Annotated in this window: 13 protein-coding genes; 10 read left to right on the top strand and 3 right to left on the bottom strand. The window is 58.8% G+C overall.

Annotated elements, in window-relative coordinates; all coding sequences use genetic code 11:
• Positions 1–1,987 precede the first annotated feature (1,987 nt).
• On the top strand, positions 1,988–2,470 hold the full coding sequence (locus tag TBK1r_RS30710) for a quercetin 2,3-dioxygenase (protein ID WP_145219098.1): 483 nt from the start codon (positions 1,988–1,990) through the stop codon (positions 2,468–2,470).
• A gap of 253 nt (positions 2,471–2,723) precedes the next feature.
• Here the strand turns inward: TBK1r_RS30710 and TBK1r_RS30715 are convergent, their stop codons facing one another.
• The 3 genes from TBK1r_RS30715 to tnpB all read right to left on the bottom strand — a co-directional run bounded on the left by TBK1r_RS30715 (position 2,724) and on the right by tnpB (position 4,909).
• Entirely contained in the window at positions 2,724–3,275 is a 552-nt protein-coding gene (locus tag TBK1r_RS30715) for a hypothetical protein (protein WP_145219100.1), read from the bottom strand.
• Between the two features lie 655 nt (positions 3,276–3,930).
• The gene (locus tag TBK1r_RS39240; protein WP_372896042.1) at positions 3,931–4,293 is read right to left on the bottom strand and encodes a hypothetical protein; all 363 of its coding nucleotides are present in this window, start codon (positions 4,291–4,293) and stop codon (positions 3,931–3,933) included.
• Between the two features lie 373 nt (positions 4,294–4,666).
• Positions 4,667–4,909, bottom strand: coding sequence for an IS66 family insertion sequence element accessory protein TnpB (gene tnpB / locus TBK1r_RS30725; RefSeq protein ID WP_145219102.1), 243 nt, complete (start codon positions 4,907–4,909; stop codon positions 4,667–4,669).
• 366 nt (positions 4,910–5,275) lie between these two features.
• On the opposite strand from tnpB, the gene TBK1r_RS30730 reads away from it, so the two are divergent.
• From TBK1r_RS30730 to TBK1r_RS30770, 9 genes are all read left to right on the top strand, one after another.
• Positions 5,276–6,271, top strand: coding sequence for an AAA family ATPase (locus TBK1r_RS30730; RefSeq protein ID WP_145219104.1), 996 nt, complete (start codon positions 5,276–5,278; stop codon positions 6,269–6,271).
• 30 nt (positions 6,272–6,301) lie between these two features.
• Positions 6,302–7,243, top strand: a complete 942-nt coding sequence (locus tag TBK1r_RS30735; protein WP_145219107.1) for a DUF58 domain-containing protein — start codon at positions 6,302–6,304, stop codon at positions 7,241–7,243.
• A gap of 17 nt (positions 7,244–7,260) precedes the next feature.
• A complete protein-coding gene (locus TBK1r_RS30740) occupies positions 7,261–9,381 on the top strand; it encodes a vWA domain-containing protein (RefSeq protein WP_419580564.1) in 2,121 nt (706 codons plus the stop codon).
• 27 nt (positions 9,382–9,408) lie between these two features.
• Positions 9,409–11,718: a vWA domain-containing protein gene (locus TBK1r_RS30745; protein ID WP_145219111.1), complete on the top strand. Its 2,310-nt coding sequence runs from the start codon at positions 9,409–9,411 to the stop codon at positions 11,716–11,718.
• A gap of 105 nt (positions 11,719–11,823) precedes the next feature.
• On the top strand, positions 11,824–14,724 hold the full coding sequence (locus TBK1r_RS30750) for a coiled-coil domain-containing protein (protein ID WP_145219113.1): 2,901 nt from the start codon (positions 11,824–11,826) through the stop codon (positions 14,722–14,724).
• A gap of 3 nt (positions 14,725–14,727) precedes the next feature.
• Positions 14,728–15,474 (top strand): DUF4159 domain-containing protein, encoded by a 747-nt coding sequence (locus TBK1r_RS30755; protein ID WP_145219115.1) that lies wholly within the window; start codon positions 14,728–14,730, stop codon positions 15,472–15,474.
• Entirely contained in the window at positions 15,471–16,862 is a 1,392-nt protein-coding gene (locus TBK1r_RS30760) for a multiheme c-type cytochrome (RefSeq protein ID WP_145219117.1), read from the top strand. The genes TBK1r_RS30755 and TBK1r_RS30760 overlap by 4 nt, the downstream gene beginning before the upstream one ends.
• The gene (locus tag TBK1r_RS30765; RefSeq protein WP_145219119.1) at positions 16,859–20,758 is read left to right on the top strand and encodes a HEAT repeat domain-containing protein; all 3,900 of its coding nucleotides are present in this window, start codon (positions 16,859–16,861) and stop codon (positions 20,756–20,758) included. The genes TBK1r_RS30760 and TBK1r_RS30765 overlap by 4 nt, the downstream gene beginning before the upstream one ends.
• A 36-nt stretch (positions 20,759–20,794) precedes the next feature.
• Positions 20,795–21,775 carry an SIMPL domain-containing protein gene (locus tag TBK1r_RS30770; RefSeq protein ID WP_145219122.1) on the top strand — a complete coding sequence of 327 codons (981 nt, stop codon included), beginning with the start codon at positions 20,795–20,797 and terminating at the stop codon, positions 21,773–21,775.
• Positions 21,776–21,800 lie beyond the last annotated feature (25 nt).

Raw genomic sequence — 21,800 nt, forward strand, 5'->3', positions numbered from 1 at the left:
CTACGATTTGCTGTGGCACGCGGCTGGCAGGATCCGTTCTAATCGAGTCCCACCACCGGACCAAGAGAAGGGCGACAAAGTTCTGGCGCCGATCTATCCCCGCTCCTCCGCATGCGCGGATCGATCGCAATTCGTTATTGGATGCAATGAATCACGATTTTGCCTACGTCGAGAAAGTGTTTTCGTCCACCGCGCCCAAAAGGAATTGTATAGCGGCTGCGAAACTCAGGAACCTTGGCGGATCCGGCCGTCATCTGCTTCCGGTTGTGTTTCGGCTATGCCGTGAGATCGATCTCGATGGCGAACTCGATCAGGCCGAATTAGGTTTTTTGCTGTCAGCAGTCAGGTCCATCGGATGCGTCATCAATTCTATTGGGTTTGATCCAACGGATGACCTGCACGTGGAATTCGTCGACTGGACGATCTCACTGACGCACTGCTCTAACAATGAAGTTCGGGCAATTAGCATTTGGACGCTGGGAGATTTGGGGATTCCTCCCCAATCGGTACATGAACGGCTTATCGATCTGGTACGCTCGGATCGCTTCAGCAACGATCACGAACTGACGACGTGTCGCTCAATCGCTTTCCGAATGCTGGCGAGAGTTAGCCGGGAATCGGCTGCCAACTTCGTTAGCACCGAGGCTTGCAAAGAATACATTCAATCCATGGACTTGTGGCTGCATCGCAACGCCGAGCGACCAAACGGACACTATGATCGTGGACCGGAGCTAGAGGCTGAGATTGCCTGGCTACGTGTCATTCGTGCGATTCGTGGACAATCTCCTCTCCGCTGATTCCGTGAGTTCCCGACGTCTGACATCCCGACTGCGATTGGTGCGTTCGCATTGCCCCCGCCGGATTTCGTCAAATCGCTGCCTCCAGTGATTCGCTCCTGATGTCAAGGTTCGAGAGGTGCGCGGACGTGCTTGCCGGAAGGATCTCACGCAATGCCGCCAAGCCGCAAAGTTTTGAACCCGCTCCTTTGCGGCTTGGCGTCTTTGCGTGATACTCGTCTTTCTTGGTGCTCGGTCGACTTGGCCGAACGAGACGAACCGACGCCTTTCGATACCAACGCTGACAACAGACGCCTGGCATGCCGACCGCAAACTGGGACTCTCGATTTCCCTCGACGCTTCAGATTGAGTGCATTTTCAATCAGCGATGATGGCTCGTGCTATCGTCGTGGCCGATCCGCGTACCCAAGTGGTGCACCGCAGTCGGCGAGTCAGTTTGTATTTGCGTTCAGGTTGATCGCGCCGACGCGGTGACCACCGACGTTGAACTTAGTCGAATTGCTTACCACTGCGATAGTTGATGTGTGGTCACGGAGGGTCGGGGTTGCGCGTGACTTCAGGCCGCAAGGCTGACGCCAGCTGTTTGAATCCACTTGCCGCAGGTCGTCTGCGTTTTGGTGCAGCAGTCGTCTTGATCTCTCGTGGTCCATTGAGTGATCCGCAGACGCATGACTCCCCGTCATTTGCGTCGTGTGGTCCGCGGTGGTTTCCTTTTGTTGAACGACGAATGCGACCGAACACACGACGCGCCGATCCTGGGGAGTCGAGCGGCTTTGGATGTTGGAAGTGCACCTGTGAGATCCAAACGTACTGTGTCGGCCTTCCAGGCCTGCGCGGAAGTTGCAGCGGAAACCGGGCCCTGGCGGGCCCGGCAGTCACTCTGTCAGCCCGCTGGGCTTTTTGATCGCAGGGTGGCGGTCACGTCGATCGGATGCAGGCTCTTGCTGGAATTCGCTGCGACCCCGTCCGGGCAACGCTGTGAAGCATTGATTCCCTGCGTTTGACGAGGTGTTAGCGGCAGGGTGCAAGCCCTCCGGTCCCTCATCGTTCCCGAAACACCGGAGGGCTCGCGCCCTACCGCTAAAAAACGCTTCACAGCGTTGCCCGTCTGGGGTCGTGGAGTGGATGCCCGAGGCGTGTGGGCGGATCAAGAACACTTCTATACAACGCTTGGAATGATGGAACCAAACATGAAGCATCCGGCCACCGTGCGAAAGTCCGGCGAAGGGCGACGGATCGGGATCGTCGGCGATGTGTACCGCTTCCTCGCGACCGGGAAAGAGACGGACGGCAAGTACACCACGTTCGAGGCAATCGTCCCTCCGGGCAGCGGTCCTCCACCGCATATTCACAGTCGCGAAGAGGAGTCGTTCCTTGTCCTCGAAGGCGAGATGACTTTCCAACTCGGCGACGAGCGATTTGTTGCCGGGGAAGGCACTTTTTTGAACATGCCCGTCGGCAGCCTGCATTGCTTTAAGAACGAGAGCGACAAGACGGCGCGCCTGTTGATCTCACTCGCCCCGGCCGGGCTGGAGGAGATGTTCTTCGAGGTGGGGCAGCCACTTTCCGACGAAGCACAGTCGGCCCCGCCGCCCAATGAAGTCGAGATCCAGAAGCTGCTCGAAGCGGCGCCACGCTACGGCGTCGAGATCAAAGTTCCGCACGAGTCGTAACTCGACGTCTAACACCTCATCAATGACCCCGGCAACATCACAGGCATGGGGATTCAGCTCAGCGACAAACACGCGGGGCCATTCAAGCTGGAAGTTGAATGGATCAAGGCACGGAGTGAGCCGGCCGTCTCAGCGACGATGACCGTGTGTCGTGACGTCGCCTATGTCATCCCAGATTTTGAGTCCACTCGCTTCCGCAGCATCGACGCTCGGCCCCCAAGGAACGGCGCGTCGTGTCTTGGGTCGGATTCGATCAATTGAATTGTTCATGCACGTAGCGTGTTACATGCACAGAATTGGATTCAGCGTCGACGACTACCGAAATGGTCAGGAGTAGATTGCGGTTCGAGTTGTGCCACCAAGTGGAGTGGGCGGCCCGTCGATTCTCAACGATCCAATCCGGCCCTCCGCTTTTAGGTGACACGAAGCCAAGTTTACCCATCCCACGGGTCAAATGTTCAAAGAGTTCAGTCAGTACATCACGTGGTGCCGCATCACGCGATGAGCCAACGAGCCTGAGATCGTACGACGAATAAGTGTCTCCATACCACCGCTGGCCACCCCGGATCACGGAGCGAATGTGATCGTTTCCCGGATGTGTTGCAGATGCACTTGGAGGCAGAACGTGTTCAAAGCCCGGCGGTAATTCTTTCGCGTTGGCATCGAGCTTTTCGAGCAGTGCAATGCGTTGGTCCAAAAAACGGTCGAGCTGGTTGTGAGTACGGAACGTCGCATACACGACCACAGGCACGATCACCAGCGCGGCTAAAAATGCACAGAGCAGGTAGACGGTACGCTTCTTCATCTGTGTGCTCTCCGCTGTGCATTGGCCGACAAACTTGATTATTACCTGTTTAGTTGTCGTGGTTCAACGGAAAATGGGATTTTTGCTCGAGCGAGTTGAGCAGTGTGGCGGCATCATGCCGGTCGTTCTGCGGCCTGCTAGAAAGGTTTTTCGCTTGGTTGAAAAACCGAGGGGAAGAGTGGCGACACGCTACCGTGCCACGGCCTTTCGGCTTTCCAGTTGGCACGGCGCCCGATCTGGTCTCGGGTATCGTGGGGAACCCAGCGACCAGGAGAGCTCCCCCTTTTCTTTTTTTGGCCTCAAGCTTTTCCCTCAGCTGTTGGAGCCGAGCGTCCTGCATAGAGGCCTGAGCCTTGGCCGAACGTGGTGATTCAAAGGTGTGTTCCAGCTGCGAGCGTACCGTGTTGATTCAGTTGTGAATGATCGTCACCAGAACATCCATCTCGTCGGCAATCTGGGCGACGAGGACGCGAGCCTTAAGGTGCTTGCGAACAGCCTCGGCTTTCTGCGATGCCGTGAAAGAGCGGCGTTATTGTGGTGTTCGGGACATCGGAATCCTCTTCAGGTGTTGAACTTATCTCACCGAAGGCAAAACTCCAAACTCGTGAGAGGCAAGACAAAAGCGATCAGACCGATACGAGCGGCCCGATCATCGTTAAGGCCACCGGTAGCCATACCCATACGGATATCGTGGGTAAACTTGATAGGGATAGGCAGGATAACCGCGGTAGTAAGGATAGCCACCACCGTAATACCGGATGACGCGCGTGGTCCGCGGCGGAATCGTCTTCACCGGGTTGGAGTAGTACTGACGGATGCTCGAATACGATGACCGTAACCCAAAGTATTTGTTGTTGGCTCGGTGCTCATAGCCGCGAACTTCAGGTGGCGGAGGGATTCTTTGCTCCGGAGTGGTGATTTCGACGACGGTGGCATATTGCGCTTCGGCGACTGGTGCGTCGGCGAGAGAAAACGCGACAATTGCCGCGCCAACAGTTAGTGCGATCGTTTTCGTCATCGTGTGCTCCCCTGAATGGTTCAGTTGTTGGATTGCTGTCCATCACCAGTGCCACCTATTGCTAACGACATGCCAATTAATGACAACGGACATTCAATGGCCAATTTCCCGGGTAAATTGCCTGCTAATCCATCCGCAATCCAGAAGCCGCCCCTGCCGTCAAAATGACAGCAGTCGCGCTCAGAGTGAGACTGAAGCGGGGAAGCTTGCCGGGGAATCTTGTCGGGGGATTCCGCGGTGGTGGCCCGATCCCTTCGGCAAATCCTATCGCACCTCTCGCAGGACGATTGGCAATGAAGCCAAACGGCAACTCTGCAGCAGTTCGCGGCGAGGCGTGCTGTGTCCTTGCCATGTTAAAGCCAGAAGGAATCGGTCAAGCGAAGGAAGACTGGCAATGCTCAAGGCACTTGTACCCGATCGCCGTTGCGTCCCGATCCCAGTCGAGCGCCTTGAGTTTCTCGTTGCGTCGGTTGATGAACAGGAACAGGCTGGCGTCATTGACGTTGGGCAGCCGTTTTCTGACCAAGCACAGTCGACTCAGCAGCCAGATGAAGTCGAGATCAAAAAGCTGCTTGAAGCGGCGACATGCTACGGCCTGGAATCGTTCCGCCCTCATTGTTTTGCCACTCCTTTCCGAACCGGCCGCTGGAAATCGGTAAGAAGATATCGGAGGTAAGAAAAAGAATCCCCGCTGCGATTCGTCGTCGTCAGCGATTTTCCTCACTCTCAAATCTTCTTACCCTTCGTCTTGGATCGGCCTGTGGAACGAGAGACCTTGAAGAACGGCAGACACAGATTCCAGTCTACTTCGGAAGCCAACGGTACCATTTGTTTTTTTAATTTTGTGGACGGGCGCCCTGAATTTCTTTAATCTTAGACTTTCCAGGAAGGGCTCGGTACGCAGAAAGCGTCACACTTCTCGCGCCGGCTTGTCAATTGATGGTTCTTGTCAACACGATCGTAGATTCAAGCGAGGGCGGGATTGAATAGTCAACTCGAGACTGCAGATGCAAGTCACGCGGCGGAATCATTTCTGGAACAAGTCCAAAAGGTTCGACAGCAGTTGAAGCAAACGATCGTGGGTCAGGACGCCGTCCTCGATCAGCTGTTGATCTGTGCGTTGACCGGTTCACACGCGCTGCTGGTCGGCGCTCCGGGGCTGGCCAAAACGCTGATGGTCAAGACCTTGGCGACCGCGTTTCATTGGCGGTACTCGCGGATTCAATTCACGCCCGACTTGATGCCCAGCGACATCACCGGCTACGAACTGCTCGGGCGTGATGCATCGACCGGCGTCACCGACATGAAATTCAGACGGGGACCGGTTTTTGCCAATCTGGTCCTGGCAGACGAGATCAACCGGGCGGCGCCGAAGACGCAGTCGGCACTGCTGGAAGCGATGGCCGAACGCCACGTCACGGTGGGCGGTGAAACACATCCGCTGGAAGAACCGTTTCTGGTGATCGCGACTCAGAATCCGATCGAACAGGAAGGCACGTATCCGCTGCCGGAGGCGCAGTTGGATCGGTTCATGATGGAGATTCATATCGGCTACCCGTCGAAGGCACAGGAGAAAGAAATCGTCTTGAAGACGACGGCGGACCCGGTCGAGATCCCGGAAAGCCGCTTGCCCCGCGATGCCTTTTTGGAGCTCCGCCGAACCATTCGTGCCGTGCCCGTGCCCGACGTCGTCGTTGATCAAGCGGTCGAGATCGCCATTCGTTCGCGTCCCGATTCGGAGTCGGCGCCCGAGACGGTGGCAAACTATGTGGCATTCGGTGCCGGTCCGCGGGGCAGTCAAAACCTGGTGCTCGCAGCGAAAGCGCGGGCGTTGTTGGAAGGACGAACGGCACCGATTCCCGCGGACATTCACGCCGTCGCACTGCCGATCTTGCGACACCGAATCATCTTGAACCACCGCGCGATCGGTGACAATTTTGGCATCGAATCGCTCGTTGATTCCATCTTGACGACCTAGCACGTTTTCCGCTTAGCCCTGGATCATCGCTTGTCCAACTTGTCGTCCTCCCACACCCAGCCCTACGTCAGTCGATTCTTCGACGCGTCCGCGCTGGCCGGATTCGAACAGATGCGTTTTTCGCCGCGTCGCGCGGTCGACGGTAGTTTTAGCGGGCGTCACATTTCGCGCCGTCGAGGCGGGGCGGGCGAGTTCGTCGACTACCGCGAATACTCGCCCGGTGACGATGTCCGTCGCATCGACTGGAAAGCGATGGGGCGGATGGGACGCGCGTACCTGAAGATCTTTCAAGACGACACCGATTTGAATTGCACGCTGGTTCTCGACGGCAGCGGGTCGATGGCTCAAGGCGGCATCACGCGCGGCAGTCGTCAAGACTTGCGCGGCAGCAAATTCGAATGGATGCAACACTTCGCCACGGCACTGTCGCACCTGATCGTGTTCGGTCGCGACGCGGCTGGCCTGGCAGTCATCGGTCAAGGGCTCGATGACTACCTGGCGCCCAGTTCCTCGCTACAAACGCGTCAGTTGATGCACCACACGATCGAACAGCTCACGCCCGCCGGTGCGACCGGATTGGCCCAAGGACTCGAGGATTTGTTGAATCGATCGACGCGGCGTGGTGTGCTGGTGATGCTGAGTGACTTCCTGGTCGATTCGATGGACGAAGTCGTCGCCCGACTACGGAACTTTCGCGCCCGCGGATGGGAGGTGATCACGCTTCATCTGATTCACCCCGACGAGCAAAACTTGCCCGACGGCAATGCGTTTCGGTTCGCGGGGTTGGAAGGGGATGGCGTGGTGAACTGTCAGTTGAGCGAAGTGCGTCGCGCGTATCAACAACGATTCGAAGCCCTGGCGGATTCGACGAGGAAAGTGCTTTCCGGCACCGGGTGCGACTACTATCGCGTCTCGACGAGCGAGAGCTATCTGGATGTGTTGCGGTCCTTCCTGGTGGTTCGCGGAGCATAGGTGAGGACGTCTCGGCGATGGCATTTTTGAATCCATGGGCGATTGCGATCGGTGTGCTGGTTGTCGGTGCGCCGTTGGCCGTCCACTTTTTGACGCGACCACGGCCGGTCGAGTTTCCGCTCTCGACAATTCAGCTGTTGCAAGAAGTGATTCAGCAGCGCCGCGCGCGGAGTCGGCTCCGCGATTGGTTGATTTTGCTGCTCCGCATCGCTGCGATCTGTTTGTTGGTGGCGACGTTTTCGCGGCCTTATTTCGACGACGGCCCGGCGGTCGCACGAACGGCCGAAGGCGACACCGCACGTGTGGTCTTGTTGGACGTCAGTCAAAGCATGGCGGCCGGCAGCGGCGGCGCCCAACGGATCTCGCAAGGTCGAGCCGCCGCGATCGAATTCCTCGACGGCTTGCGAGGTGTTCAAGCGGGCGTGATCTTCATGGGAGCAAAGCCTCGGACGGTTTTCGATCAGATTTCTCCCAACCTGCCGTCGCTGCGCAGCGCGGTGGAGGAAGTGACGGTGCGTTCGGAACAGGCCAACGTTCACGCGGCGCTCGAGCGGGCCGCGGGCATGTTGTCTGAAGCGAATCACGAAAAACGCGAGTTGGTGATCATCAGCGATTTTCAACGCGGCTCTTGGGGCACCTCTCGCCTGGACAGTCTACCCGAAGGCACCGAGGTGCAGTTTCACGCCGTCGCTTCCTCAGTCACCGACAACGTCGCCATCACCCAAGTCCGATTCGCCGAGCAACCGATCATCGGACAACCGGCGCAAATCGAAATCGACGTGGCGAATTTCAGCGACAACGACAAAAACGTCTCTTGCCAACTTGCTGTCGATCGCTTGCAGCAGCAGTTGGACGCTGAGGTGCCTGCACGCGGTTCACGAACGCTAACCCATTCGTTGACCTTCGACCAAGCGGGCTGGAAACACGGCTTCGTGACACTGACGGCGAACCTGGACGCTCTCAGCGAAGACGACTCACGTCCGCTGACGGTCGAAGTCCGCGACACACCCAATGTGGTGCTGCTGTCGCGGCAATCGGAGTCGGCGGCACCGTCGAGCAGTTGGTTTTTGGAGCAAGCGTTGAGCATCACGCTCGCTCGATCCGATGGAGCATCTCCGCTTCGACGAATCCATCCGATGCGGATGCGTCCGAGCAAATGGCCTGCGGCCGACCTGTTCGTGATCGATCATCCGGGCGCGCTCGACGACGAAGCGGTTTCGTTTCTTGCGGCAAACATCCGTCGGGGGCGGGGGCTGTTGTACGTGACCAGTGAACTGGCCGATGCGATGAATTTGCAACGATTGAGCGAGGCCTTCGGTTCCGGGTTTCAGCCACCGGTGCAATTGTTGTCCGGCTCGGCGGCGCGATCGCGAAAAGACCTCTTTATCAGTCGCGTCTCCGGACGTCAGGAGCCGTTTCGGGTCTTGGGCAGCACGGTCGAAGCGGCGCTGCGCCCGGTTCGCCTCGGCGGTGGATTACCGACTCAAGCGATGGACGAAGGGTTGCGGGATCAGGTGCTCGCCGAACTGAGCGATTCCTCCGCGCTGCTCTATGTAACCAGCGCAGACGCGGGCAAAGTCGGCGTATTGAACGCGGACTTGGGTGAATCGAATTGGCCGGTGCAAGCGACCTTTGTGCCGATCCTTGGTGAGCTGGTTCAAGGGTTGCTGCGCGGCGGTTTGGACACCGGTGCTGTCGCTTGCGGCGACCCGTTGGTGCGACTGCTACCGGCCGAAGTTCAGAGCGTCGAGGCGTTGACGGTTCGCCCGGCAACCGACGCCACGCCGGTGGCGGACGAGTACGGACGGTTGCAGACCACGGGGGCGGCCAATGGTCAGACGCCCCAGGGCGGCTTTGTTTGGGCCTGGGAAGACCCGGCCGGACCGGGCGTCTATGAAGTCCGACAACAAAACCAGACCGTGATGGCAGTCGCGACGGCGGCGCCCGGTTTGGAGTCCGACCTGCAGGCACTCGACGAAACGGTGCTCAAGGATCGCGTCGGTGAAGGACGCCGAGTCGGTTACAGTACGCCGTCATCCGAGGACGACGAAGACGATCATTGGTGGACGTGGCTGATCGTGGTCTGTCTGCTGGGTTTGATCAGTGAAATCGCGATGCTCCGAGGGTTTCGAGTTTGATGAACGATCTGATTGAGGAATCGCTTCATGTGGACGATTGAACCTCGAATTCCGATGGGACTGTGGTGGGCGCTCGCCGCGTTGTCGGCCGCCGTGATCGCCCTGTACCTGTTGCGACGCGATTGGTCGGTGGGGCGTCTGCGGCGTTGGATCATCACGCTGATGATGCTGTTGGGTTTGGTCGGCCCGCTCGCCGTGACGCTCAACCCGGTTCACATTCAACCCATTCCGCGGCCTTCGGGAAAACCCCGTTTGACCGTGCTGTTGGACGGCACGGCCAGCATGACCGTGGAAGACGCCGACGGCGATCGCGGGCAATCTCGCTGGGCGCGCGGATTGGAACTCGCCCGCCGGGTCGATCCCCAACGCGACGAGATCGAGGTGATCAAGCAGGTCTTTTACTCCGACGAAGTCCGCACGTTGCCGGCGGCCGGTGACGAGTCAACTGCAGACGACACGGTTTCACACGGCCATCGCACCGATCTGGCATCCGCATTGGGTTCGGTCGTGCGCAACGGTTCGCCGCTCGGCCATGCGATCGTGTTGCTAAGCGATGGAGCCCACAACGCCGGCACGACCCAAAGTGTGTTGTCGCGCGCCTCCGAAGCCAACTCGCTTGCCACGCCCGTTTATACTGTCACGCTGGGCAGCGAAGTGGGACTGAAGAACCTTTCCGTGGCGTCGCGGTCACCCCGCATGATTGCGTTTCCCAATCAGGATTTGATCTTGCGGGCTCGGCTGGGGCATGCCGGATTGGCGGGACAATCGACGCGCGTTCGGCTGCTCGCCGATTCGGATGTCATCGATCAACAGACGATTCAGCTCGGCGACGATCCGAATCAATCGATCCGTTTTACGATCCCGGGAGGGCCGCGAGAATCATTGCAGCGATTCCGCATCGTTGCCTCGGGCGTCCCCGGCGAGGCGACGACGTCAGACAACGAAACGACGATCTTCGTCCAGCGATTGGATTCTCCGATCAGCGTTTTGTTGCTCGAAGGGAAACCGTATTGGGATAGCAAATTCCTGTCTCGCAATCTGAGCGGCGACCCGATGGTGCGGTTGACTTCGATCGTCCGGCTGGGCAACGAACGATTCTTGCAGCGCCGGATCACGCCGACGTTCGAGGCCTCTGATTCAGTTGCGCTCGACGACGCGTCTGATGATGAAACGACCACTCCGAATTGGCAGATTCAAACCGAGTTGGCGTCACCGCTGGAGAAGATGGAGTTACTCGACGACTATCGAATCGTTTTGCTGGGCCGCGACGCCGACCGTTTCTTGACTCCGCAAGGCATTGAGAACTTGAGGCAATGGATCGCCAAGTCGGGAGGATGTCTGGTTTGTGCCCGCGGCGCGCCGAGCAATGAAATCGCCACACGGCTCGCAGAAATTCTTCCGGTTCGTTGGGAGGGCCAATCCGAAACGCGGTTTCGCACGCGTGTCACGCAGCACGGACTCGATACCGCCCTGTTTGATCCGCTGCTCGCCAAAGGACGTGACGCGTTGGCGAGTCTGCCGTCGTTGTCATCGTCGGCGATTCCCCGGTCGCGCCTGGGGCTGCCCCAGGTGTTGATTCAAAGTGTCGCCGACGGCAGCGGCAACACGGTCCCCGTGGTCACCTACCAACACTACGGCAGCGGCCAGACCATCGTGGTGGAAGGTGCGGGCATGTGGCGTTGGGCGTTCTTGCCGCCCGATCACGCCGACAAAGACGACGTTTACTGGTCGCTGTGGCAGTCCCTGATCGCCTGGGTGATTTCTTCCCAGGACTTTCTTCCCGGACAACCGGTCGCGATTCGCCCGGACCGAGCAACGTTCCTCGCCGGCAACCGGGTGACCGCTTCGCTGCTGGTTCGCGAACCGAGTCAATTCGTAGCGGGAGAAAACGATTTGGGACTGAGTGTGCTACTCGAATCGGCCGACAGTGAATTGCCGCAGCGTTTTCATCCGGCGGCATCGGGGCTTCAAGAGGACTTTTTTCGAGTCGATTTCGGGAATCTACCCGTCGGAATTCACTCCGCACGCGTAGTCGTCGGCGAGAGCGAACGGGTGGTCGCAGAAACGTCGATCGAAGTCCGCGACCCCTGGTTTGAGCGGCTGGAGGTCGATGCACGCCCAGATTTGATGCGTGGAATTGCCCGGCAGAGCGGCGGCGAGGTCATCGATCCTGATAAGATCGAGAGCGTGGTGGAGCGTTACGAGCAACGGCTCCGTTCGAGCCAATCCGATCGAGTGCGCCGGACGACGTTGTGGGATCATCCGCTTGCCTTGATCAGTATTCTCGGGGCGTGGGTTGCGACTTGGATCGTTCGCAGACGATCCGGACTGATTTAATGAGGCAGGTTTTTTGACCGACAACGGGTTTTTGACCGACAACGGCTTTTTGACCGACAACGGCTTTTTGACTGAAACAGGGACTTCAACCAACAAGCGAACAACATGTCCTCGATAGATACGCCCAACCCTTCGACAGGTCGAACGAGTTTCTCGTCGGTACTGCGTCCGTTTCGCCGGCGTTGGCTGCTGCTCGCGTCGACGCGGATGCTGCTGTGGTCGCTGGCGGCGGTTGTTGTGATTTGGTTGACGGCGATGTGGATCGATCTGGTTTGGGCGTTACCGGATGAAGTGCGTTGGTGGGTTTCTCGGATCGCACCGCCGGCGGCACTGACGATCGCTGCGGCGCTGGTGGTGACTCGTTTGGTCTGTCATAACGACGAAACGATTGCCGAGCAAATTGACCAGGCGAAGGGCACCGGCGGGGAGATCCGCGCGGGCTTGCAATTGGAATCGCGGCCACAGCCTCGGCAAAGCGTGTTGACGCTGGGACTGGCCTCCCTGGCCATCGATCGGTCTCGACAATTGGCGGGCTCGATTTCGGCGGGAGATGTGTTTCGTTCTGAAACGCTCCGGCGTCCTTCGATCGTCTTGTCGTCCATCTTGGGAGCCGTCATCTTGGTGGCGATGATCGTTCCCGGGATTGCGAAGAACCAAGTGCAACGTCTGCTTTCCCCCACTTCCGACGTGCCGCCCTACACCGGAGTGCTGATTGAACTGCAGCTCGAACAGGATTCGGTGCTGTACGGGGATGACGTGTTGATTCGCGTCACCAGTTCGGGCGCCCGAGTGGATCGCATGCAACTGGTCACCCGCACTCGCCCCGGCGATGAAAACGTGTTGCCCATGTTACCGGCCGCCGACGCGAGCGACGACGGTTCCGAGTCTCAATGGCAAGCCATGCTGAGCAATGTGACTGAGCCGCTGACGGTGTACGCGAGAACCGGCCGTTCCCGATCTCGGTATCACGAACTGTCCGTGACGATGACGCCCCAGTTGCTGCCGCCGACGGTACGGATCACACCGCCCGCCTACACGCGTGATGCGACCTATGAAGGTCCGATTCCCGAATACGGCATCAAGAGCTTGGCCGGAACCGAAGTGGCGTGGCGATTGAGCAGCAACCGTCCCCTGGCAACCGGGACGGTCGAGCTGAAGTATCGCGACGGAACCACCGAATCGCTCCGGTTGCAGCCCGAGTCAGATGTCGCCCGATCGTTTCTCAGCGGTCAACTCGATGCCGAGTCGTCGACCGTTTACGGTTCCATGCCCTTGGTCCGGCCCGGCCAGTTCACGCTGTCGGTGACGGATGTCGACGGGATCACGTCGCGTGAGACGATCAGCGGCAACATCACGCTGCATCAGGATCAACGCCCGGTCGTGCGTATCACGTCGCCGCGTCCGGTCTCGTTGGCGATTCCCGAGATTCGCATTCCGGTCACGATTGAAGGCGCCGACGATTACGGAATCTCGCGTCTGTCTCTCTATCGTTCGTTGAACGGATCGCCGGCGAGCAAGATGGACTTGGAAAGCGACGGAACCCGACAACAACTGGCGCGTTGGAATCTGCCGCTGGGGCGATACGGGTTGACACCCGGAGACGAAATTCAGTTGTTCGCGCGGATCGAGGACAACGACCCCGCGGGCGCCAAAGGTGCCGAATCGCCCGTGACGATCGTGCGAATCATCTCGCGGCAGGAATTTGACCAATTGAATCTCCGACGCCAAGGCATCGAAAGTTTGCAGGCCAAGTACGCCGCGTCGCAGCGGCATTTGGAACAACTTGCCGAAGCGTTGCGGGCGGTCGACGAAGCCGCCAAAGCGGCCGCCGAATCCGGGACACCCGCAGCCCAACAAGCGTTGCACGAAAAACTGGCCGCCGCCGAACAAGCCGCCCAAGCCGCAGCCGAGGCGATGGAAAAATTCAGCCATGAAGCGATGCCGATCGACGTCGATCGCGAGTTGACCAAGCGACTTGCCGAACAAGCCAAGCAGATTCAAAACCTGTCCGAGCAATTGGCGAGTCTCAAGGCGGACGATCCGAATTCGCAACAACCGCTAAGCAAACAACAACAGGAGCACTTGCGCAAGATGGCCGAACAGGTGGCATCGGAACGCAACGAACTTCAACAAAATGCGGTGCAACCGCTGGAGCAACTGCAACAGGTCATGCCGTTGATCGTGGATCAACGAAGGTTCGAACAAATTGTCCGTCAACAACGAGACTTGGAACGCCGGTTGAACTCATTGAACACTGCGGAGGAGCCGGACCAGCGTCGGATCGCTGAATTGGAGTCTCAACAACAGCAATTGCGGCAAGCGCTCGATCAATTGCTGGACGACATCGAGACGCACGCCCGGGCGCTCCCCGATCAGCCGGATCTGGAAAAACTGCGACAGACCGCGCAGGAGTTCGTCGAAGCCGTTCGCGAAAGCGCCGCAGAATCGAAAATGATGTCCGCTCAAACTGGCCTGTTGAACAGCGAGTTTGATGCGGCGCACGACGATGCGAAAACGGCCGCCGACATTTTGGAAAGCTTTCTAGGGCAATGCCAGGGCATGGGCAACCAGGCCTGCGAGAACTGCAAAATGTCGTTCAACCCCGGTTCGGGCGGCGCGAACCTGGGCAATTCGATCGAGCAGATCTTGGAATTGATGGGCATGAAGCCGGGAGCGAGCGGCATGCGTCCCGGTGGCCAACCCGGAATGGGATTCGGATGGGGAGCCGGCGGAGGATATTCCCAACGTCATCCCGGTCCCAACAACGTCGGCATGTACGGCGCGATGCCGTCACCGGTTCAAAGCAACAGCCAGGGGCGCGGCGACCGGACATCCAACGGAGTCGCTTCGGTTCACACCGGTTCGCCGGGCGACGGACAGCCCGATGCGGTCGACGCCGCGCCGGTCGACGCCGGTGGTGGTCAAGCCCAACAAGCAGTCCCGGGGAAGTACCGCGACAAGGTTTCCGAATATTTTCGTCAACTCGCCGAGCAATTGGGAGAGTGAACCATGTGCTTTCAACGATCGAAATTCAGGCGGCTGCTTCTCGTCCTCGGCGGACTCTCCTTGGCGTGCCTCGTCGCGCCCTTGCGAGCCGACGAGACGGATTCTCAGGACGTAGCGAAAGGAGACACCAATGTGGTGGCCGATCCGGAGTCTCAGGGAGGCGAATCGGAAAGCATCGTCCAAGTGGCGAATTTGATCTATGCCGGTACCAAGACGAGCGAATGCTTCGCCGATGACTTTCTGCGCAAGGCGGAAATCGACTCCTCGATCAGCACGACGCGCAGACTGCACTCGGTCAAGTTGGCTTCGGACGAAATCTACAACTTTCCGATGCTGATCATGACCGGAGAAGGCGAATTCGAGTTGTTGCCTGAGGAACGCGACCACCTGCGCCGGTTCGTTGAGCGCGGCGGTTTCCTGTTGGCTTCGGCCGGCTGCTCTTCGCCCGAATGGAATCGGTCCTTCCGCCGCGAGATGGTCAAAGTCTTTCCGGAACAGGAGATGAAACCACTGCCGATGGATCACCTGATTTTTCATACCGCGTACGACATCAGTGAACTCAAAGCCAAACACGGAACGCCTCGACCCATCGAAGGAATCCACTGGGGTTCTCGGCTCGGCGTGTTGTACTCACAGGACGGATTGAACGACACCTCCAATGCTCAAGGCTGTTGTTGCTGTGGCGGAAACGAAATCACGAACGCGGAACAAGTCAACGTCAACATCGTCATCTACAGCTTGCTGCAATGAGAACGTCGTCGCGTGTGGGAACCACGCAATTGCGAAACACGATCGCCGGGCAGATCGGCTGGCTGACGTTGCTGCTGATGGCCACGGGCTGTCGCGAACGTGTGCCGGCAACGTTTGGCGTGATCTTCAGCGGTGATACAGCGGGTTGGATCACTCCCTGCGGTTGCGCCTCGAATCAATCCGGCGGGCTGGCCCGACGGGGAACGCTGATCGATCAGAATCGGAACGAGCGTCCTACCCTGTTTGTTGACGTGGGAGGTTCCGCCAGTGGCACGTCGGACTATCATCAAGTCAAACTCGAATCGATTCTTCGTGGCATGATGCGGATGGATTTGCGCGCCCACAACGTCGGCAAGCCCGAAACCGATCTCGGCCCGGCCGTGCTGCGACGACTCGCCGATGCGACCGACACACCCTGGTTGTCGACCAATCTTGTTCCCCGGGCTGGTGATTGGATTCCCGAACGACTGATCGTCGAGCAAATCGGCGGGTGCCGCGTGGGAATCGCTGGAGTGATGGACCCCGACATGATCGACAGCGATGCCTGGACCGCCCGGGATCCAGTCTCCGCGGTCATTGACGCGTTCGACCAGTCGGAAACGGACGTTCGAATCGTGTTGGCCTACATGGACCAACAGAAACTACAGTCGCTCGCCGCGGCGCTGCCCGAAGTCCACGGGGTTTTGGGAGGACCGACGGGCCAATCGATGAGCCCGAAGCAGATCGGCGACGTGACGGTGATGTCGGCAACGAACAAGGGAAAGTACGTCGGCAAGTTGGTCTTCAGGGGCTCCGCCGACGCGTCGAACTACCGCGCCACCGATGCCAACGTGATCGAAGTTTCCAGCGACTTGAAGGAAGACGATCGGCAACTCGACAATTTGAAACACTATTACGAACGCTTGTCGACGATCGACTTTTCAGCCGATCAAACCGGTTTGGTGTCCGGGCTGGCCAGTGGCCGCGACGGATATGAAATCGCCGGCACGCAGCGTTGCGCCGCCTGCCATGCCGCGGACGATTCGTTGTGGCATCAGTCCCGTCACGCCCATGCCTGGGAGGTCCTGGTCAGCAAGGGCGCGCAGTTCGACCCGTCGTGCCAACAGTGCCATACCACCGGGTACGGGCTCGAAGGCGGGTTCCGAAATGTTGCCGTGTCCGGTCAGCAAGTGCATGTCAGGTGTGAAAACTGTCACGGCCCGTCACGCCAGCACGTCGACAACCCCAAGATCAAGACCCCATGGGTTGCTGCGAGACAGTGTGTGCGCTGCCACGATCGCGAGAACAGCCCGCATTTCCAATACGATGCCTATTGGGCCAAGATTATCCATGGCGTCGATCCGATCCGGTCGGGTGACGATCCAAATTCTTCCGAGGCCAATTTGTGAGCAAGCGAACGTTGCCCTTGTGGGTCGCTGTTGTTGGGTGTTTGATCAGTTGTCTTCCCGCCAGCACCGCGCGATCGGATGACCCGCCCGAAACTTCCTCCGCCAAGACCGATCAAGATTCCGTCGATTTGATCGATGGATTTTTCGGTTCCGGTCAAAGTAAATCAATAACGCCGGGCAAATCAAAAACGCCAGAATCGAAATCGGAGTCGGTGTCAGCCGATGATGGCTCTGAAGACGTTGCGACTGGATCGAGCATCGAATCGGGGCCGGCGGAAAACGCGACGCCGAAATCTAAGAAAAGACGCCGAGTGGGAGACCGTATCGAAGCGGTTGACGGGTTCGAACCGGGCCGGCAACTGGCGTTGCTGGAGCAGCGTCCGATTCTGGTACTCTTCGGTGCCGAGTGGTGTCAGTGGTGTCGATTGCTGGAACAAGAGTTGGCGACCGAGGAAGCCGAGTCCATCCTGAAGCATTGGGTGGTGGCGTTTGTCGATGTCGATTTGAACGAAGCCGTCGCGGAACGCTTCCAAGTCGGCGCGTTGCCTTCGCTGCGTATTCTCGACGGAGCGGGCGCGGTCATCGCATCGCAATCCGGCTATCAGCCGTTGAACGAACTGGAAGCTTGGCTGGATGAATACCAACAACAGGCGGACCCTGTTCTGCAGTCGGTGCTTTTTGCTTCCGACACGCCCGACGCTGACGAGATCAAACAGCTCGCGGAATTGTTGTCCTGGCGATCGGCTTCTGTGCGGACCGCGGCCGCGAAACGGATGTCCGACCATCGGGGCGTGACTGCGGCGACTGTCGTCGACAAACTGCGTGTCGGCAACCTTGCCGCTCAGTTAACGGCGCTGGAAATCCTGACCGCGTGGCATGCTCCGACGGCCGGAATCGATCCCTGGGTACCGGACTCGATCAACACCGAAACCACCACCCCGTTGGTCAAGTGGCTGAGAGCGTTGCCCGCGGCGAACGATCCGGCGGGATCGGACGGAGACACATCCGAGGCAGACCAGCAACAGGTCGGCGAGTTGCTGCGTGAACTGATCACCGCGCCCAGCTTGCGTCACGGCGAGCTGATCCAACGTGCGGTCGCGGTCGGTCAGCCGGCGGCCACTGAATCCAAGCGAATCGAGTCGACCGTGGAATCGTTGACCGACCGCCAGCGACAATTGCTGCGGCAGGTGCGTTACAGCGTCTTCGCCGGCCGGACGACGCGACTCGCCAACGCAGGGTTGATCGAATCGCTCGCCAAACTGGACGGGCCCACGCATTATGCAGCGGCGGAAAAACTGCTCGCCGGCGTAAGCTCGCAAGACGAGCCGTTGATTGATGAACTGTCCACCGATCGCGATCCCTTGGTCCGCGAATTGTCGGTTGCCGCTCTGCACCGAATCGGGGCACTGACCAGCGATGAACGGATTCGAAAGTTGTTGTCCGATGAGAGTCCCAGTGTTCGCACGGCCGTGCTGAAACAACTCTCCGAAGATCCCGACGATGAAATCACCAAACGACTCGTCGAATACCTGCGAACCGAATCGGACGAGGACCTGCTTCTCTATGCGACCAAGATTCTCGGCCAGTTGTCGACCAACGTTGAAGCGAGTGACGCGTTGGCGGAATTGATCGACGACGAACGTTGGCGCGTCCGAGCCGCCGCCTTGGATGCGGTCAGCGAGTTCGTTAGCGAAAATCGTTACTCGTTCAGTTTCGAGGGCAGCGGTTCGGTCGTCAGCGAACCGATCGCGGATGCCGTCATGAAACACACCAGTGATCCCGACCCGTTCGTCGCCAAGAAGGCTCAGTTTTTGGTACCGAAGGTGGTCAGTAAACGGACCGCAGAGGCCGTCGCGCAATTCCTGCTCTCGGACATGGATCGCACTCGCGAAATCATAGCGTCGGTGGAAGAACACGAACGCGGGGAATTGATGGTTCCGCTGATTGAATTGAGTAAAAAATGGCTCGACGACGACGACCCAAAGAATCATGCCAAGGCGGCGTTGCTGATGACCGAGGTTTCGCCGACCACGCTCCGCTATCGCTTGGACGATCTCTTGCAATCGGGGAACCGCGATGTCCGGGTGGCGGCGATGCGGGCGTTCATTCCTTGTGTGGAAGAGTTTCGCGAGAAAAGCGTGGCAGACGAGTTGGAGCGGTGGCGTCTCGCGTTCTCGATGACCGAAGGGCGGGCGATCGCAGCGATCGAATTGATGCGACCGATCCCTGAACGCTTCAGTAAAACGGGTGAAAAAAACACCGCTCCAGAGAACGAAACGGTTGCGGACAGCGTGAATACGCCTGACCAAGACACGACGTCGGACCAAGAATCAACGTCGCAAACCGATCAACTCGACCAGATTGGCGGATTCTTTGGAGCAAGCGGATCGAACGAAGATGCAGAGCCGGAATCCGAGATGGAAACGGCATCGGAAGATTCGTCTCCGCTGGACTTGGCGGCGTCGCTGTTTGGCAACGCACCGGCGAATCCTGCCGGGCAGTCCGAAGCAGTCGACGGCGAAGACTCCGAGCGGCTTTCACACGTGGACCCCAGTCGACTCGGAAGTGCAGCTTACTGGATGACTCGGTGGCAGCAGCATGATGAGAGTCTGGCGCGGCCTACCTGGATCCGCAACTGCGAACCGATCCTGCGTCAGATTGCCGAATCCGGCGCCACCCAGAACGGCACAGTGGAAGGCACAGTGGAAGGCACAGTGGAAGGCAGCGAAACCGAACGTCGCTGGGCCAACGCGGCATTGGCGACCTGTGGGGATATTGGCCGTGCCGACGCGATCTTGCAAGCGGCGCAGCAGGCCTCCGACACGGATCCGAGTGTGGATTTGGTCGTCGACTGGTTGCCGGCGGAAGCTCGCGTGAAATGGGCGCGGGATCATCTGAACGACCTGACGTCGGAAGAAACAGACAGTTCGTTGGCAGCAAACTGGGACGCCGCCACGTTGATCGAGTCGACAGAGATTGCGAACGCGCTGGATGAGTTTCTCGGTCGATCCGAGGACCTGTCGAACGAATCGTTGATCCGATTGGTGCACTTGCTGCAACGCTCCCTCACCGGCGGACTCGGCGATCATCATGCGACGCTCGTCGACGAAGACGACTTGGCGACGGATGACTCGGGCCTGTTGGCCAAACGCAAAGTCAGTGGCATTCATCCGCACCAAGCCGAGGTCACACAATGGCTGATCGACCGATACACGTCGGCAAAATCGCCTCGACATCGCGCCGTGCTGTTGGCGGTCCTCGCCAGGGTCAGTCGCCGCCATGCGACCGCCGAAGCGCTCGTTTTGGTCGAACAGTCTGCCGAAGACGCGATACTGCGCCGCACTGCAGCCGCATTGGCGTTGGGTGACCTGTCGTCGCTCTCGGTCGATCGTGCCGTCGTCCTACTGGAACATCCGAACCACGAGATTGTCGACGCGGCTCTACTGCGGCTCAGTTGCAATAACTCGTTTGAGGGGATACAGGAAGAGAACATCGGCGTCCCCGTGGTCTATCGCAGCGCGGGCTTGCACCCGCTGCAGAGGACCACACAGTCGCTCTCGGAAGACACCTTGAACCGACTGAGCAAGACTGAGAACAAAACCTCGGCCGCGATCGCCGACACGCTGCTCGTTTCGCTGGGAAAAGAAATACCGCTCGATCCGCTACTCGATCGACTCGGCGGCGTCGAACGCCCACTGACGTTGTTGGCCATCGCGTTGGCAAAAGCGAAACGGACCGACGATGACGCGATCGAGATCTATCGTCGCTGCGCGGAAGTGGTCGAGTGGCAGGACGAGGAGGCCGTTCGGACGGCACTCCAGCCACTCCGCGACGACCGCGTCAAAAAAATCATCAAGACTCATCTGCAAGAATACGATGGCATGTTTTCCTTTTAACCCCGTCCTCACACGACAGCACTTTGGGAGTAGATCATGAAATGGGACGCGACGCGAATGGCACCGAACCGGTTTTTACGAACCACACGCCTGGCCGGGATTGTTTTGGCGATCGGCTTGCTGACCCCGGCAATCACCGTTGCTCAATCTTCGTCCATGCCTGAAGGCATCGTCGCGCGGGGGACGGCCGTCGTCGCGGTCGAGCCGTCGGCGCTCCGATTGACGATGTCGATCCAAGCGCAGGGAAAAGACGCCAAGTCGGCCGTGCGTTCGTTGGCGGCACATAAGGAACGCGTTCGTAAAGAATTAGGCGAGATGAACGCGGACACCGATTCGATTCAATTCACTTCGACACAACTCTCCTCCGGTGGGAATGAGAATTCCGAACAACGTCAGTACATGCAGATGATGCAAATGATGCAGCGGCAAATGGGACAAGCCGCTCCCGACATGGATTCTGTTCCGACCGTATACACCGCAACCACGTCACTGAAAGTCGATTGGCCGTTGCCGACCAAAGATGCCGACGCACTGTCGCTGCTGCCGCAAGGGCTGAGAGACCAAATCAGCCAGCGCGATTTCAAAGGAGAAAAGAATAAGCCGGAAATCGACGAAGAGTCGCTTGAAAAGATGAAAGAAATGCAGGCGATGATGGACGAGAACTATGGCTACTCGATAGACAGCAGCAATAGCGGCGGTCCCAACATTCTGTTCGTCGGCAAAATCAGTGACGAGCAACGGCGCGAGGCGATGAAGTCGGCGATCGAGAAGGCAAAGAAGTCGGCCGCCGTGACCGCTGAGGCGCTCGGCGTCAAATTGGGGAAATTGAAAACGCTGTGGCCGACGGAAAACGGGGGCTCGTCCGGTGCCTCTTCGTACTCCGCGTACATGGCGTCCGAAATGTACTGGTCGTACGATGAGGAGGAGGACGGAGAAGTTGGTGAGGACATCACCGCAAACGCGATCGACGGCCTTCGATTCCAAGTCAGCGTGTTCGCGGTCTACGACTTCGAATGAACGCTCGCGCGAGTGGTGGAAATTC

The organism is Stieleria magnilauensis (assembly GCA_007753675.1).
GTDB classification, from domain to species: Bacteria; Planctomycetota; Planctomycetia; order Pirellulales; family Pirellulaceae; genus Stieleria; species Stieleria magnilauensis.